Here is a 14,697-nt window from a genome sequence, read left to right as displayed (position 1 = left end):
GCCGGTTTGCCTATGCTCGCCGCCGGACGCGCGGGCACGCGCAGAGTGCCGATGAGACGAGCCGAGCCCCATGACGCGATTTCCGACCCTGTTCCTGTCGCATGGCGGCGGCCCCTGGCCCTTCATGGAGGACCGGCGGGTGCAATATGCCAGGACCGCCGAAGAGTTCGGCCGGTTGCCGCAGCTTCTCCCGGAGCGGCCGAAGGCCGTGCTCGTCATCACCGGCCATTGGGAGGCCGATGCCTTCACCGTCTCGACCTCGGCGCAGCCGCCGATGGTGTACGACTATTACGGTTTCCCCGAGCATACCTATCACCTCAAATATCCGGCGCCGGGCCGGCCCGAACTTGCGACCGAGGTGAAGGCGCTGCTCACGCGCGCGGGCCTCGAATGCCGGGAAGATCCCAACCAGGGTTTTGATCACGGCACCTTCGTGCCGCTCGGCCTGATGTATCCGAACGCCGACATGCCGATCGTGCTGCTGTCGCTGAAGTCTGCTTACGATGCGGCCGAGCACGTCAAGGTCGGCGAGGCGATTGCCCCGCTCCGCGATGAAGGCATCCTGATCGTCGGCAGCGGGCTGACCTATCACAACATGCGCGGCTTCAACCGGCCGGAGTCCAAGCCGGTCTCGTATGACTTCGAGGCCTATCTGAACGAGGCGATCAGCAACCCGGATCCGGCCCGCCGCAACGCGATGCTGGTCGATTGGGAGAATGCACCGAGCGCGCGCCTGGCGCATCCGCGCGAGGACCATCTGCTGCCGCTGATGGTGGCTGCCGGCGCCGCCGGCAGCGATATCGGCAAGCGCGTCTTCGTCGACGAGGTCGCGAGTGTGGCGATGGCGTCGTATGTGTTTGGGTGATTCCGTAGGGCGGATTAGCGAAGCGTAATCCGCCGTCGTGCGGCAAGGTGGCGGATTACGCCCGCGGACTGCGCTTCGCGCAGCCAGGGGCTAATCCGCCCTACGGCATCCCGCGACCTCACCCGTATTTCAGCTTCATGAACAAAATGCCGCCGGCGAGCAGCATGGTGATGGCGTTGGCGGCGACCAGCGGCGCATCGCCCGAGAGCAGGCCGTAGATCAGCCAGAGCGCGAGGCCGAGCACCATGACCAGGAACATGCCGAGCGAGATGTCGCCGGTGGAGCGCGTCTTCCACACCTTGATGGCTTGCGGCGCATAGGCCACGGTGGTGCAGGTGGCGGCGGCAAAGCCGATCAGCTTGATCACGAACGGGTCCATGCCGGCTCTATAGCATGGATTCGACGACGGTCATCGCCTCAGGCACGCTCCGCCATGAGCCCGCGATACAGCGCGGCATAGTCGCCGGCGCGGTTGCGCCAGGAGACGTCGGTCGCAAGGCCGTTTCGTTGCAGCCGGCGCCAGGTCTGCTTGTCGTGGAAGGCGGTGTTGGCCTTGCGCAGCGTGCCCGCGAGGGCAGCCGCCGTCACGGGTGCGAACTTGAAACCGGTGGCATCGCGGTCGGCGGCGTCGGCTTCGCTGATGTCGACGATGGTGTCCTCGAGCCCGCCGACGCGTGAGACGATCGGAACGGCGCCATAGCGCAGCGCGCAGAGCTGGGTCAGGCCGCACGGCTCGAAGCGTGACGGCACGATCAGCGCGTCCGATCCGGCCTGGAGCAGGTGCGCCAAAATCTCGTCATAGCCGATCACGACGCCGATCCGGCCGGGATTGGCGCGGGCGGCGGCCTGATAGCGATCCTGGAGATCGCGGTCGCCGCTGCCGAGCAGCGCGAGCTGCATGCCTTCGGCCAAAATGGTCGGAATGGCCTCGAGCAGCAGATCGAGCCCCTTCTGCCACGACAGCCGGCTAATGACGCCGAGCAGCGGCGCCTCGTCGGAGGAATCGAGATTGAACTGCTGCTGGAGCACCGCCTTGTTTGCCGCCCGGAAGGTCAGGTCCTCGGCGCCGTAGCGGTAGGCGATGTGCGCATCGTCCTGCGGATTCCACACCGAGATGTCGATGCCGTTGAGGATGCCGCTCAGCACGTTCGCGCGTGCGCGCAATAGGCCACCGAACCCCATGCCGCCTTCGTCGCTCTGGATCTCCTGTGCGTAGGTCGGCGACACCGTCGTGATGCGATCGGCGAATTGCAGGCCCGCCTTCAAGAAGCTGATGCCGCCGAAATATTCGATCTCGTTGACGTTGAACGCGTGCCAGGGCAGCCCGATCGCACCGATCAGCTCGGGAGCGAACTTGCCCTGATAGGCCATGTTGTGGATGGTCATCACGGTGCCGGGCCGCGGGCGATTGTCATAGTGCAGATAGGCGGGCGCGAGCCCGGCCTGCCAATCATGGGCGTGCACGACATCGGGAACGAAGGCGGGGACGAGGCCGTGGCCGATATCGGCGGCGATGCGCGACAGCGCCGCGAAGCGCACGCCATTGTCCGGCCAGTCGACACCCTCGGTGGTGACATAGGGATTGCCCGGCCGCGCATAGAGATGCGGCACGTCGAGCACGAACAGGTCGAGCCCGTCATGGGAGCCCGCGAGCAGCCGGCCCGGCCCACCGAAGTAATCCGGCCAGCTCCGGATTTCGTCTGCGTTCGATACGAGCCGCGTCACGTCGGGATAGCCCGGCATCAAGGTGCGCATCTCGACGCCATGCGCCTTCAGCGCGATCGGCAGCGCGCCGGCGACATCCGCGAGGCCGCCGGTCTTGACGATGGGATAGACTTCAGAAGCGACCGCGAGGACGCGAACAGGCCTCATGTATTGAGCCTGTCGATCATCGGCTGGGTGACGAGCGAAATCCCCTGCTCGGTGGTGCGGAAGCGCTTGGCATCGAATGCGGGATCCTCGCCGATCACGAGTCCTTCGGGAATCTCGACGCCGCGGTCGATCACGACGTTCTTCAGCCGCGCGCCGCGGCCGACATTGACATAGGGCATGATCACGGCGTTCTCGACATTGGCATAGGAGTTGATGCGCACGCCGGTGAACAGCAGCGACCGGCGCAGCGAGGCGCCGGAGATGATGCAGCCGCCCGAGACCAGCGAGCTCACGGCCTGGCCGCGCCGGCTCTCCTCGTCATGGACGAATTTCGCCGGCGGCGTGATCTCCGCATAGGACCAGATCGGCCAGGAGCTGTCGAACAGGTCGAGCTCCGGCACGACGTCGGTGAGGTCGATATTGGCGGCCCAATAGGCATCGACCGTGCCGACGTCGCGCCAATAGGCGCGGGGGTCGCTGCCGGAACGCACGCAGGAGGTGGAATATTGGTGCGCCATCGCGCGGCCGTTCTTGACGAGGTAGGGAATGATGTCCTTGCCGAAATCGTGGTTCGAGTTCGGGTCATCGGCGTCGCGCTTGAGCTCCTCGAACAGGAACTTGGCGTCGAACACGTAGATGCCCATGCTGGCGAGCGAGACGTCCGGCTTGCCCGGCATCGGCGGCGGATCCTTCGGCTTCTCCAGGAACTCCTGAATCCAGCCGTTCTCGTCGATATGCATGATGCCGAAGCCCGAGGATTCCGTCCGCGGCATCTCCAGGCAACCGACGGTGACGTCGGCGCCGCTGTCGACGTGCTGGCGCAGCATCACCTCGTAATCCATTTTATAGATGTGGTCGCCGGCCAGCACCACGATGAAGCGGCAGGCGTGGGATTCGATGATGTCGATGTTCTGGTAGACCGCATCCGCCGTGCCGACATACCACATGTTCTCGGAGACGCGCTGGCTCGCGGGGAGGATGTCGAAGCTCTCGTTTCGCTCAGGGCGGAAGAAGTTCCAACCCATCTGAAGATGCCGGATCAGGCTGTGCGCCTTGTACTGGGTTGCGACCGCGATGCGGCGGATGCCCGAATTGACGGCATTCGACAGCGCGAAATCGATGATGCGGGACTTGCCGCCGAAATAGACGGCTGGCTTGGCGCGGCGGTCGGTCAGCTCCAGCAGCCGGCTGCCACGTCCGCCAGCCAGGACGAACGCCAGCGCCTGACGGGCAAGCGGCTCGGGTCTCGCGGCACTCATGTCATTCCTCCCACTCACACCCGGCGCAGGCCGAGGCTATTTGTCGCGAGAAGCCTCGCGCCATTGGAACCGATAGTAGCGGTACGAATAGTCAATCGTGAAGTAGGTTGTTGGTTGCGCGGGCGAGAAGCTTAATGCTTTGCCTTGGCCGCGGGGCTCCGGCATCGCACCGGTGTCACGTCGGGCAGAGCGGGCGCGTTGGTCACCGCCTCGCATGCCGGCAGCCGGCTCGCAGCGAGGCTTGGACGAGGCTTGGACGAGGCTTGTGCGCCGCACGCAAATCCGGGCTTGGAAAATCCGGGCTTTGACTTGGCGCAAAGATGCCCGATCATGTCGCTGCGATCCTTTTCCAAGCAAGACGTTAGACAGGGAGCAAGTCGATGAGGATCTGGAAAACGGCAATTGCCTGTTCGGTCGCCGGCGTGATCATCGCCGGTCAAATTCAACAGGCGGCAGCGGCCCCGCTGCCGACCAACGTCGCGGCCATGAAGGCCGCGGTTGGTGACGATGTCGCGCAAGTGCATTGGCGCGGCGGCGGGTGGGGTTGGGGCCTTGGCGGTCTCGCGGCCGGCGCGATCATCGGCGGCGCGATCGCGGCCGGCGCGCCTTACGGCTACGGCTATTACGGCGGCGGACCGTATTATGGCGGCTATGGCTATCCGGGTTACGGCTACGGTTATGCCCCCGCCTATTACGGCGGCTACGGCTACGCGCCGGTGTATCCGCGCTATTATCGGCCCTATCGTCCGTATTACGGCTATGGCTACGGCTACCGGCCGTACCGGGTCTATCACCGGCACTATTATCGCCGATATTGGTGAGAACCGCGCTCGGCTAGAATGAGAACCACACGATCAGGCTCATGCAGGCCAAATGCGTGAGCACGATCGCGGCGAGATGCAGCGGACCGGCCTTGAGGCGAGGCCTGCGCATCCCGCTACGTTCCACCTTGTTGGGTTTGCCTATTGCCGCGAACACGGCGCGCTCCCTCTCCCGCTTGCGGGGGAGGGCTGGGGTGGGGGTGTCTCCGCGGGCGACAACCCCCAAGAGGAGAGAGCTCTCACCCGGCGCGCGGGACGATGCTTCGCATCGCCCGGAACGCGCCGACCTCTCCCGCAAGCGGGAGGGGTCGAGCGAGCCCGCGGCTCAGTCCGCAATTCATCTCGCTCAATTCGATCCCGCCGCCGCGGCGGTGAAGCTGCGGTCGACGGCTTTGCTCACGTCGAGCTTCTTGGGCAGGATGCCGTAGCGCGTCGAGCGGTCGGAGGCTTCCTGCACCTCCTTCACCACGTTCTCGTCGATCACGATCGGGCTGGTCCGCTGCGCGGTGTAGGCTGACAGCAGCACGTCTTCCGGCAATTTGGTCAGCTCGGCGGTGTTCCTGGCATATTCGGATACGTGATCCAGCGACCACAGCCGCGCCTTGTTCAGCCGCTGCATCAGGTCCTGCACCGCCGCGCGCTTGGTGGCGATGGCGTTGTCGGAGGCGACGATGAAGGTGATGGTCGGCGTCAGGCCTTCGCCGTCGGCGATCACCCGCGCCCTGTCGTTCAGCGTGGCGAACGACACGTAAGGCTCCCACACCGCCCAGGCATCGATCGAGCCGGCGACCAGCGCGATCTTGGCATCGACCGGGCCGAGCGGCGCGAAGGTCGCATCCTCGAGCTTGATCTGTGCCTTTTCCAGCGTCGCGTCGATCAGGAACTGGCCCCAGCCGCCGCGCGTGCCGGCGAGGCGTTTACCCCTAAGGTCGGCGGCCGATTTGATCGGCGAATCCTGACGCACCAGGATGGCTTGCGTCCTCGCATCCGACCTGGTGCCGCCGATCGCCTTGATCGGCGCGCCGGCGGCGTAGACCGAGAGGAAGGAGAGATCGCCGGTGTAGCCGACGTCGAGCGCGCCGGCGTTGAGCGCTTCCAGGATCGGCGCCGCCGCGGGGAATTCCGACCATTCGATTCTGTAGGGCAGGTCCTTCGCGTAGCCGGAGATTTCGAGCAGCGAGCGGTTGCCGCCCTTCTGGTCGCCGACGCGCAGCACGACGGTGTCCGCGGCAAACGACGCGGCAGTCGTCGACAGCGTGATGGCGGCGGCGAACAGCGAAGCGGCGAGCCGGCGGGTGATGGAATGATCGTGGGAGTTGATGCTCATATAGCCTGTCTTGTTGCTTGCTTGTGATTTTGGCTCACGACGCGTGAGCGAGCGATGCAGCGAGACGATCAAGTCTATGACCGCGCGAAGTGCAGTCAATGAAATGGCCAACCGTATTGCGCGCGCATCGGGCAAGGACGTTTCATTGAATCCTTGCGCGCGAGAACACGACGGTCTTGCGAGAGAAGGATGCACGGGATCCAAGCAGATGCGCGCTCGTGGCGATGGTCGGGAGCAACCGCATTCGCGAAAATCGTTTCATCGTTCCCGCGCGCGCCGATGGAGAGAATGACCTCGCTTCGCATCACATTCGAAATTCCATTTCATTGACGATACGGCGAGTGCGCCGCATGATTTGCGCATCGCATCAACGCGGCGCGACAAACGCCGGCGGAATAATTTTCTCTCAACGCAGCTCCGTACGGACCATGCGCAACGCGAACCGTTGCGCACATGGCGGAGCCGTGCCAGCGCAGGAGTGGGGACTGATGAACAACGACGACAAGCGCGCCGGCCGGGGGCTCGACCGGCGCCATCTGCTCCAGGCGGGGCTTGCGGCAGCTTTCGCCGCGCCGCTCGGCGCGCTGGGCGCGCAGGCCTTTGCGCCGCGCGGGATTGCATCCGGCATCGATTTCTCGGAGTTCCCGCTGTGCCGGACGGCGTCCGATGCGCCCGCGCTCACCGGCGCGCCGCGCAAGCTGAAACTGTCGTGGAACGCCGGCGCCGTCTGCCTCGCACCGGTGCCTGTTGCGATCGGGCATGGCTTCTTCCAGAAGCACAATCTCGACGTCGAGCTCGTCAATTATTCCGGCTCGACCGACCAACTGCTCGAAGCGATCGCGACGGGCAAGAGCGACGCTGGTCTCGGCATGGCGCTGCGTTGGCTCAAGCCGCTGGAGCAGGGCTTTGACGTCAAGATCGCCGCCGGCACCCATGGCGGCTGCATGCGCGTGTTGTCGCGCGCCGACTCCGGCGTCGCCAGGCTCGCCGATCTCAAGGGCAAGATCGTCGCGGTCGGCGATCTCGCCGGTCCCGACAAGAACTTCTTCTCCATTCAGCTTGCCAAGCTCGGTATCGATCCGAACAAGGATGTCGACTGGCGCGCCTATCCCGGCAACCTCCTTAATGTCGCCGTGGAGAAGGGCGAGGTGCAGGCGTTCCTGTCCTCCGATCCGCTAGCCTATCTCTGGCTCAAGGACACCCAGTACAAGGAAGTCGCCTCCAATCTCGACGGCGAATTTCGCGAAAAGAGCTGCTGCATTCTCGGCCTGCGCGGCAGCCTGGTGCGGGAGGAACCGCTGGTCGCGCGCGCCATCACCCAGGCGCTGCTCGATGCCGCGATGTTCAGCTCGCAGAATGCGACGATCGCGGCAAAGTCGTTTCAGCCCTATGCGCCGAAGGCGGCCACGCTCGCCGATATCGAGGGCATGGTACGCTACCATACCCACCATCATCATCCCGTCGGCGACGTGCTGAAGCGCGAGCTCAAGGCCTATGCCGACGATCTCAAGAGCGTGCAGGTCTTCAAGCCGAGCACCGACACGGCCAAATTCGCGGAGCGCATCTATGTCGACGTATTCGCTGTCTGACGGCCTCGCCTCCGGTGCGCCGCGTCTTTCCCGCACGCCGCTGCTGGCGAGCTGGGCGAGGGAATCCGGCGTCGGCGTGCTCGCCAGCATCGCCTGGATCGCCTTCGGCCTGTCCTGCCTGTGGTGGGAGGATGTCGGCGATTGGTCGCGCACGCATTCGCTCGGCATCGCCGCCTTCGTCATCGCGGCGATCTCCCTGTTCGGAACGGTCGGTGCCGATTATCTGGGATCGGCGGGCAGGGCCCTGCACAAGCGCGCGCCCTGGCTGGTCGCGCTCGGCGGCTTCCTGACGCTGTGGGAGGTCGCGACGGCAAAGTTCGCCTGGCTGCCACTGCCGTTCTTTCCGCCGCCGCAATCGATCATCGAGGTCTACACCGATGATCTGCCAAAATTGCTCGACAGCGTCTTCGCCTCGGTCAAGCTTCAGCTCGGCGGCTATCTGATCGGTGCCACGGTCGGCTTTTTGACCGGCGTCTCGATCGGCTGGTCGCGCGCGGTCGGCTATTGGGTGCATCCGGTGCTGCGCTTCATCGGCCCGCTGCCCGCGACGGCCTGGCTGCCGATCGCCTTCTTCACCTTCCCGTCGAGCTGGAGCGCCTCGACCTTCCTGATCGCGCTGGCAACGGGCTTTCCCGTCACCGTGCTGACCTGGTCAGGCGTCGCGAGCGTCAGCAATGCCTATTACGACGTCGCGCGCACGCTGGGCGCAAAGCCATCCTTCCTGGTGCTGAAGGTCGCGATCCCCGCCGCGCTGCCGCACGTCTTCGTCGGATTGTTCATGGGGCTCGGCTCGTCGTTTGCCGTGCTCGTCGTCGCCGAGATGATCGGCGTCAAGGCCGGGCTCGGCTGGTACCTGCAATGGGCGCAGGGCTGGGCCGCCTACGCCAACATGTATGCGGCGCTGATCGTGATGTCGCTGCTCTGCTCCGGCGCGATCACGCTGCTGTTTGCGATCCGCGATCGGCTGCTGGTCTGGCAGAAGGGGACCGTGAAATGGTAGCCACAGCTCTCGCCGAAACCGTTACGCATCCCGCCGCCGGCGCCGCGCTCGACATCGAGCAGGTCAGTCACGCCTTCGACATCGACGGCACTGAGCTGCCTGTTCTCAGCGACGTCAGCATTTCCGTGGAGCCAGGCGAGTTCGTCGCGCTGCTCGGCCCCTCCGGTTGCGGCAAGTCGACCTTGCTGCGGCTGGTCGCCGGCCTCGATAAGCCCAGGGCAGGAAGGTTGCGCGAGGACGACAGCCGCATCAGAAGCCCGCATCCTTCGCGCGTGGTCGTGTTCCAGGATCCGACCCTGTTTCCCTGGCGGTCGGTCTGGGACAACGTCGCCCTGGGCCTCGAGGCCCAGGGCATCCTCAAGAGCCAGCGACACAGCGTCGACGACGCGCTCGATCTCGTCGGACTGGCCTCGTTCCGCAACGCCTTTCCGCACCAGCTCTCCGGCGGCATGGCGCAGCGCGTCGCGCTGGCGCGCGCGCTGGTCAACGATCCCAAGATCCTGATCCTCGACGAGCCGCTCGGAAAACTCGACTCCCTGACCCGCATCACCATGCAGGCCGAGCTCGTCTCGCTCTGGCAGCGCAAGGGTTTTACCACGCTGCTCGTGACCCACGATGCTGAGGAGGCGTTGGTGCTCGCCAATCGCGTCATCGTCTTCAGCGATCGGCCCGCGCGCGTGAAGGCCGACATCCGCGTCGACCGGCCCTATCCCCGCCATCGCGGCGATCCCTATCTGGCGGACCTGCGCCGCCAGATCCTCGGTCTGCTGGGATTGGACGCGACATGGTGACATCCGCAGCCAAAGGGCGCACGGCCCAGAGCGAGCCCGACTACATCGCGCGAGCCGAAGCACTCGCCGAAGGTTTCGCGGCACGCGCAGCCGAGCATGACCGCAGCGGCAGCTTCCCGTTCGAGAATTTTCGCGAGCTGTCCGAGGCGGGCTTGCTGTCGCTGACCGTGCCGGCGGTCCATGGCGGGGCCGGCGCGGGTGCGCGCTACGCCGCGCGCGTCCTCGGCATCATCGGCAAGGCCGACCCGTCGACCGCGCTGGTGCTGTCGATGCACTACATCAACCATCTCGTCATGGCGCGCAGCCCGACCTGGCCGGCGCGGCTGTCGCGCAAGCTTGCGCGCGAGAGCGTCGAGGGCCTCGCGCTGGTCAACGCGCTGCGGGTCGAGCCGGAGCTCGGCTCACCCGCCCGCGGCGGCCTGCCGTCGACGATCGCGCGGCGCACCGAGACCGGCTGGCGCCTCTCCGGCCACAAGATCTATTCGACAGGCTCGCCGATCCTGAAATGGTACCTGGTCTGGGCGCGGACGGATGAGGCCGAGCCGCGCGTCGGGCAGTTCCTGGTGCCGGCGGGCCTGCCGGGCACGCGCATCGTCGAGACCTGGGATCACCATGGCCTGCGCGCGAGCGGCAGCCATGACGTCATCTTCGACGACGTCGTGCTCCCGCTCGATGCCGAGGTCGATCTGCGCAAGCCGGCGGACTGGCGGACGCTCGACGTCACGCAGGCCGCCGTCCACACGGTCTTCGTCGCCGCGATCTATGACGGCGTCGCCCGCGCCGCGCGCGACTGGTTGATCACGTTCCTGAAGCGGCGCGTTCCCGCCAGCCTCGGCGCGCCGCTCGCGACCCTGGCCCGCGCACAGGAGATCCTCGGCGCCATCGAGGCGCGGCTCGCGGTCAATGCGCGGCTGATCGCCTCCTTCTCCGGCGATTTCGACGACGGTGTCGCGCTCTCTGCGGCCGAATCCAACGTGATCAAGCTCATCGTCACCAACAACGCCGTTGCCGTGGTCGAGGATGCACTGTCACTCACCGGCAATCACGGCCTGTCCCGCGCCAATCCACTGGAGCGGCACTATCGCGACGTCTTGTGCGGTCGGGTGCATACGCCGCAGGACGATTCCACGCGCATCGGCCTCGGCCGTGCCGCACTGGGCCTCTAGGACATCAACACGGAGACGGGACATGTCGATCGAGTTCATCGGCTTCATCAGCAACAACAATTCGTCCGAGACCGTCGTCCGCGAGGGACCGGTCCTCAACCCCACCCACATCGAGACAGTGACGAAGGCGCATGAGAATGCCGGCTTCGACCGCGCGCTGCTGGCGTTTCATTCGACCTCGCCCGACGCGCTCCAGGTTGCCCAGCACGTGCTGGGCGTGACCTCCCGCCTCAACGTGCTGATCGCGCAGCGGCCGGGTTTCACCGCGCCGACGCTGCTGGCGCGGCAGTTCGCGGTGCTCGACCAGTTTTCCCGCGGTCGCGTCGCGCTCCACGTTATCACCGGCGGCAATGCCACCGAGCTCAGGCAGGACGGCAACACGCTCGACGACAAGGACGAGCGCTACGCCCGCACCTCCGAATTCCTCGACATCCTCAAGCTGGAATGGACCAGCGACAAGCCGTTCACCTACAAGGGCAGGTATTACCAGGTCGAGAACGCGTTCTCGCAGGTGAAGCCGTATCGCCCCGAGGGCATCCGGGTCTATTTCGGCGGCGCCTCGGATGCGGCGATCGATGTTGCCGGCAAGCACGCCGACACGTTTGCGCTGTGGGGCGAATCCTACGCGCAGGTGCGCGACGTGACCTCGCGCGTCCACAACGCCGCTATCAGGCAGGGCCGGCCGACGCCGCGCTTCAGCCTCTCGGTGCGTCCGATCATTGCGCCGACCGAGAAGCAGGCCTGGGAGAAGGCGGAGGACATCCTGGCGCGCGCCACCGCGCTGCAGGACAAGACCGGTTATCGCAAGCCCGCCGATGGCCACGCCACCGCCGGTGCGCGGCGCCTGCTCGCGCTCGCCGATCAGGGCAGCCGCATCGACAAGCGGCTGTGGACCGAGATCGCAAAGCTCACCGGCGCCAACAGCAACACCACCGCGCTGGTCGGCACGCCCGAGCAGGTCGCCGAAGTCTTCGGCGATTATTACGATCTCGGCATCAGCCATTTCCTGATCCGCGGATTCGATCCCTTGATCGACGCGATCGAGTATGGCCGCGAGCTGATCCCGCTGACGCGCGAGCTGGTCGCCAGGCGCCAGGCCGTTCGCGGCCAGGCCGCGGAATGATCCGCCGCTCGTGTCCCGGACGCGGTGCAGCGTGCAACGCTGCGTGATGCCCTGCGTCCGGGGCACGAGAACTCACAGGGCGCTCAAGCATCCGTGAAACGAGGGTGCGCCTTCTAACCCGATCGCCATCCTCGACACGTTCGTTCTGCGCTTCAGGCCGCCGACAACATCCCCATTGCTATTTGCATCGCCTCCCTTGCGCCGCTTCGCACCCCGTCAAAAATCAATCCGACGACCACATCGGGAGACCGGCCATGGGCCTGCAAGAAACGAGAATCGAATCGCTTCCCTTCGTCACTGCCGAATTGAACTATCTCGCGCCGACCGCGGGAAAACCGCGCACCTACGCCTTCGATCCGCCGGCCGGAGAGCCCAAGAGCACGTCGCTGCCGGAGCCGCATCAGGTGCCGATCTTCGATGCGCGGCTGATCGCGAACAATTTCTCGCTCGACCGCGAGGGCTTTGCGCTGGTGCGTCATCCGACCCAGGTGAAAGACTTCTACGACGAGGCGGAGGTGAGAGCGCTCTACTATCCCGCCGTCGAGGCGTTCCTGCGCGCGACGCTGAAGGCCGACCGCGTCGTCATCTTCGACCACACCGTGCGCAAGCGCGTCGAAGGCGCGGCCGACATTCGCGATGGCGGCCCGCGCCAGCCGGCCACGCGCGTTCATGTCGACCAGACCGCCGTCTCCGGCGCCAACCGCGTGCGCGAGCATCTGCCTGATGAAGCCGAGGAGCTGCTGAAGGGCCGCGTGCAGGTGATCAATCTCTGGCGGCCGATCCGCGGCCCCTTGCGCGATTCACCGCTGGCGATGGCCGACGGCACCACGGTTGCGCCCGGCGATCTCGTGGCGTCCGACCTGATCTATCCCAACCGCCGCGGCGAGACCTATTCGGTGAAATACAATCCTGATCATCGCTGGTTCTATTTTCCGGAGATGACGCCGGACGAGGCGCTGCTGCTCAAATGCTACGATTCCGCCACCGACGGCCGCACCCGCTTCGGGCCGCATACCGCCTTCGTCGATCCGACCACGCCTGACGATGCCGCGCCGCGTGAAAGCATCGAGGTGCGCACGCTGGTTTTTCACAAACAGTAACAATCTTTGATGGCGCTGCCGGGATCCGTCCCGGCAGTTCCAGGAACTGAAGGGAACAAATCGACGTTTGCGGGACGGGTTTGGGCCAACCCGGAGCGGTGCCGTGCGCGCGCAGCCGACGCTATTGTTTTGTCTCGCTACTTTCTCGTTTTCACCATTTTCTGTTGCACATGCCGAAAGCGGGCTCGCCTCGTACTACGGCTACGCAAAAGCCGGCAAGGGCGGCGAGCTCACCTGCGCGCACCGGACGCGCCCGTTCGGCAGCGTGCTCAGGGTTTCCTATGGCAGCCGCACGATCCAGTGTCGCGTCAACGATCGCGGCCCCTTCATCCGCGGCCGTATCGTCGACCTCTCGGTGCCGGCCGCCCGCGCGCTCGGCATGATGAGCGCCGGCGTGGTGCGAGTCTCCGTGGAATAGGCCGGCCAGCGCGCTATAGTGCCGCCCAAAGCAAGGGGGCACTATGGTTGGGATCAGGATCGGACTCGTCGGCTGCGGCTTCGTGTCGGAGCTGCACATGTATGCGTTCCGGCGCGTCTATGGCGTGGACGTCGAGGTCGCGGCGGTGGCCGCGCGCGGCGACCACGTCGTCGAATTCGCCGGCCGTCACAACATCCCGCGCGTCTATCGCAGCTTTGCCGATCTGATCGCCGACCGCGAGATCGACGTCGTCGACATCTGCACCCCGCCCAATCTTCATGCCGAAATGATCGTCGCGGCGATGCAGGCCGGCAAGCATGTCATTTGCGAAAAGCCGTTCGCCGGCTATTTCGGCCGCGACGGCGACCAGCAGCCGATCGGCAAGCACGTGCCGAAGGCGCTGATGTATGAGCGCGTGCTCGAGGAAATGGACAAGACGCGCGCCGCGATCGAGCGCACCGGAAAGCTCTTCATGTATGCCGAAGACTGGATTTACGCGCCCGCGGTGACCAAGACTGCGGAGATCATCAAGGCGACCAAGGACAAGATCCTCTTCATGAAGGGCGAGGAGAGCCATTCCGGCTCGCACGCGGCCCACGCCGCGCAATGGGCGATGACGGGCGGCGGCTCGCTGATCCGCATGGGCTGCCATCCGCTCTCCGCCGTGCTCTACCTCAAGCAGGTCGAAGCCAAGGCGCGCGGTGAGAGCATCCGTGTCGCCAGCGTCACCGGCGATGTCGGCAACGTCACCGCCGGCCTCAAGCCGGAGGAACGCACCTACATCAAGGCCAATCCCGTCGACGTCGAGGATTGGGGCACGCTGACGGCGACGTTCTCGGACGGCACCAAGGCCACCGTGTTCTCCGGCGACATGATCATGGGCGGCGTGCGCAATCTGGTCGAGACATATACGTCGGGCGGCTCGCTGTTCGCCAACATCACCCCGAACAATCATCTGATGAGCTACCAGACCTCCGAGGAGAAGCTCGCCAGCGTCTACATCACCGAGAAGGTCGACCGCAAAACCGGCTGGCAATATGTCTGCCTCGAGGAGGAATGGACGCGCGGCTATCTGCAGGAGATCCAGGACTTCATGGAATGCGTGGCGACTAGCCGGCAGCCGCTGTCAGACCTCGCGCTCGCCTATGAGACGATCAAGGTGAACTACGCAGGGTACTGGGCCGCGGAGGAGGGGCGGAGGGTGGTGTTGTGAGAGTGTGATGAACTCGCTGAGCTAGCCGCGAGCAGGCTGCCAATCCTTCTCCCCTTGTGGGCCTGTTGCGTTATCGGTCTTGGAGGCTGAGGACATGAGGAGAGAGGGGCGCGGTCACGGCAATTGCCAGCGAGGTCTCTAGTGTTCGCCCTC

The 14,697-nt window shown here is 65.5% G+C and carries 14 protein-coding genes; 10 read left to right on the top strand and 4 right to left on the bottom strand.

Features of this window, described 5'->3' with window-relative positions; translation table 11 throughout:
* Positions 1-70 precede the first annotated feature (70 nt).
* On the top strand, positions 71-865 hold the full coding sequence (locus tag GGD67_RS22965; RefSeq protein ID WP_179736044.1) for a class III extradiol ring-cleavage dioxygenase: 795 nt from the start codon (positions 71-73) through the stop codon (positions 863-865).
* Positions 866-983: 118 nt separating this feature from the next.
* Here the strand turns inward: GGD67_RS22965 and GGD67_RS22960 are convergent, their stop codons facing one another.
* The 3 genes from GGD67_RS22960 to glgC are packed head-to-tail and all read right to left on the bottom strand — an operon-like array spanning position 984 to position 3,996.
* Positions 984-1,244, bottom strand: a complete 261-nt coding sequence (locus GGD67_RS22960) for a SemiSWEET transporter (RefSeq protein ID WP_028145410.1) — start codon at positions 1,242-1,244, stop codon at positions 984-986.
* A 38-nt stretch (positions 1,245-1,282) separates the two neighbouring features.
* Complete coding sequence (gene glgA / locus GGD67_RS22955) at positions 1,283-2,737, bottom strand: glycogen synthase GlgA (RefSeq protein WP_179736042.1); 1,455 nt, start codon at positions 2,735-2,737, stop codon at positions 1,283-1,285.
* A complete protein-coding gene (gene glgC, locus GGD67_RS22950; protein WP_018319764.1) occupies positions 2,734-3,996 on the bottom strand; it encodes a glucose-1-phosphate adenylyltransferase in 1,263 nt (420 codons plus the stop codon). Before glgC ends, glgA begins: the two co-directional genes overlap by 4 nt.
* A gap of 380 nt (positions 3,997-4,376) precedes the next feature.
* On the opposite strand from glgC, the gene GGD67_RS22945 reads away from it, so the two are divergent.
* On the top strand, positions 4,377-4,817 hold the full coding sequence (locus tag GGD67_RS22945) for a hypothetical protein (protein ID WP_179736040.1): 441 nt from the start codon (positions 4,377-4,379) through the stop codon (positions 4,815-4,817).
* Between the two features lie 346 nt (positions 4,818-5,163).
* Here GGD67_RS22945 and GGD67_RS22940 read toward each other — a convergent pair whose 3' ends face one another.
* Entirely contained in the window at positions 5,164-6,144 is a 981-nt protein-coding gene (locus GGD67_RS22940; RefSeq protein WP_179736038.1) for an ABC transporter substrate-binding protein, read from the bottom strand.
* 488 nt (positions 6,145-6,632) lie between these two features.
* On the opposite strand from GGD67_RS22940, the gene GGD67_RS22935 reads away from it, so the two are divergent.
* From GGD67_RS22935 to GGD67_RS22900, 8 genes are all read left to right on the top strand, one after another.
* On the top strand, positions 6,633-7,733 hold the full coding sequence (locus GGD67_RS22935) for an ABC transporter substrate-binding protein (RefSeq protein ID WP_179736036.1): 1,101 nt from the start codon (positions 6,633-6,635) through the stop codon (positions 7,731-7,733).
* The gene (locus GGD67_RS22930; RefSeq protein WP_179736034.1) at positions 7,711-8,733 is read left to right on the top strand and encodes an ABC transporter permease; all 1,023 of its coding nucleotides are present in this window, start codon (positions 7,711-7,713) and stop codon (positions 8,731-8,733) included. The genes GGD67_RS22935 and GGD67_RS22930 overlap by 23 nt, the downstream gene beginning before the upstream one ends.
* Positions 8,727-9,524 carry an ABC transporter ATP-binding protein gene (locus GGD67_RS22925; RefSeq protein ID WP_179736032.1) on the top strand — a complete coding sequence of 266 codons (798 nt, stop codon included), beginning with the start codon at positions 8,727-8,729 and terminating at the stop codon, positions 9,522-9,524. Before GGD67_RS22930 ends, GGD67_RS22925 begins: the two co-directional genes overlap by 7 nt.
* On the top strand, positions 9,518-10,690 hold the full coding sequence (locus tag GGD67_RS22920; protein ID WP_179736030.1) for an acyl-CoA dehydrogenase family protein: 1,173 nt from the start codon (positions 9,518-9,520) through the stop codon (positions 10,688-10,690). The genes GGD67_RS22925 and GGD67_RS22920 overlap by 7 nt, the downstream gene beginning before the upstream one ends.
* Before the next feature lie 22 nt (positions 10,691-10,712).
* On the top strand, positions 10,713-11,813 hold the full coding sequence (locus tag GGD67_RS22915; RefSeq protein ID WP_179736028.1) for an LLM class flavin-dependent oxidoreductase: 1,101 nt from the start codon (positions 10,713-10,715) through the stop codon (positions 11,811-11,813).
* 254 nt (positions 11,814-12,067) lie between these two features.
* Positions 12,068-12,913, top strand: coding sequence for a CmcJ/NvfI family oxidoreductase (locus tag GGD67_RS22910; protein WP_179736026.1), 846 nt, complete (start codon positions 12,068-12,070; stop codon positions 12,911-12,913).
* 103 nt (positions 12,914-13,016) lie between these two features.
* On the top strand, positions 13,017-13,331 hold the full coding sequence (locus GGD67_RS22905; RefSeq protein WP_179736024.1) for a septal ring lytic transglycosylase RlpA family protein: 315 nt from the start codon (positions 13,017-13,019) through the stop codon (positions 13,329-13,331).
* A 43-nt stretch (positions 13,332-13,374) separates the two neighbouring features.
* Positions 13,375-14,544 carry a Gfo/Idh/MocA family protein gene (locus GGD67_RS22900; RefSeq protein WP_179736021.1) on the top strand — a complete coding sequence of 390 codons (1,170 nt, stop codon included), beginning with the start codon at positions 13,375-13,377 and terminating at the stop codon, positions 14,542-14,544.
* The last annotated feature ends 153 nt before the right edge of the window (positions 14,545-14,697 follow it).

The sequence above is a fragment of the Bradyrhizobium sp. IAR9 genome (assembly GCF_013408065.1).
Taxonomy (GTDB): domain Bacteria; phylum Pseudomonadota; class Alphaproteobacteria; order Rhizobiales; family Xanthobacteraceae; genus Bradyrhizobium.
The sequence above is the reverse complement of the archived record's forward strand: the minus strand, read 5'-3'. Positions and strand labels throughout refer to the sequence as shown.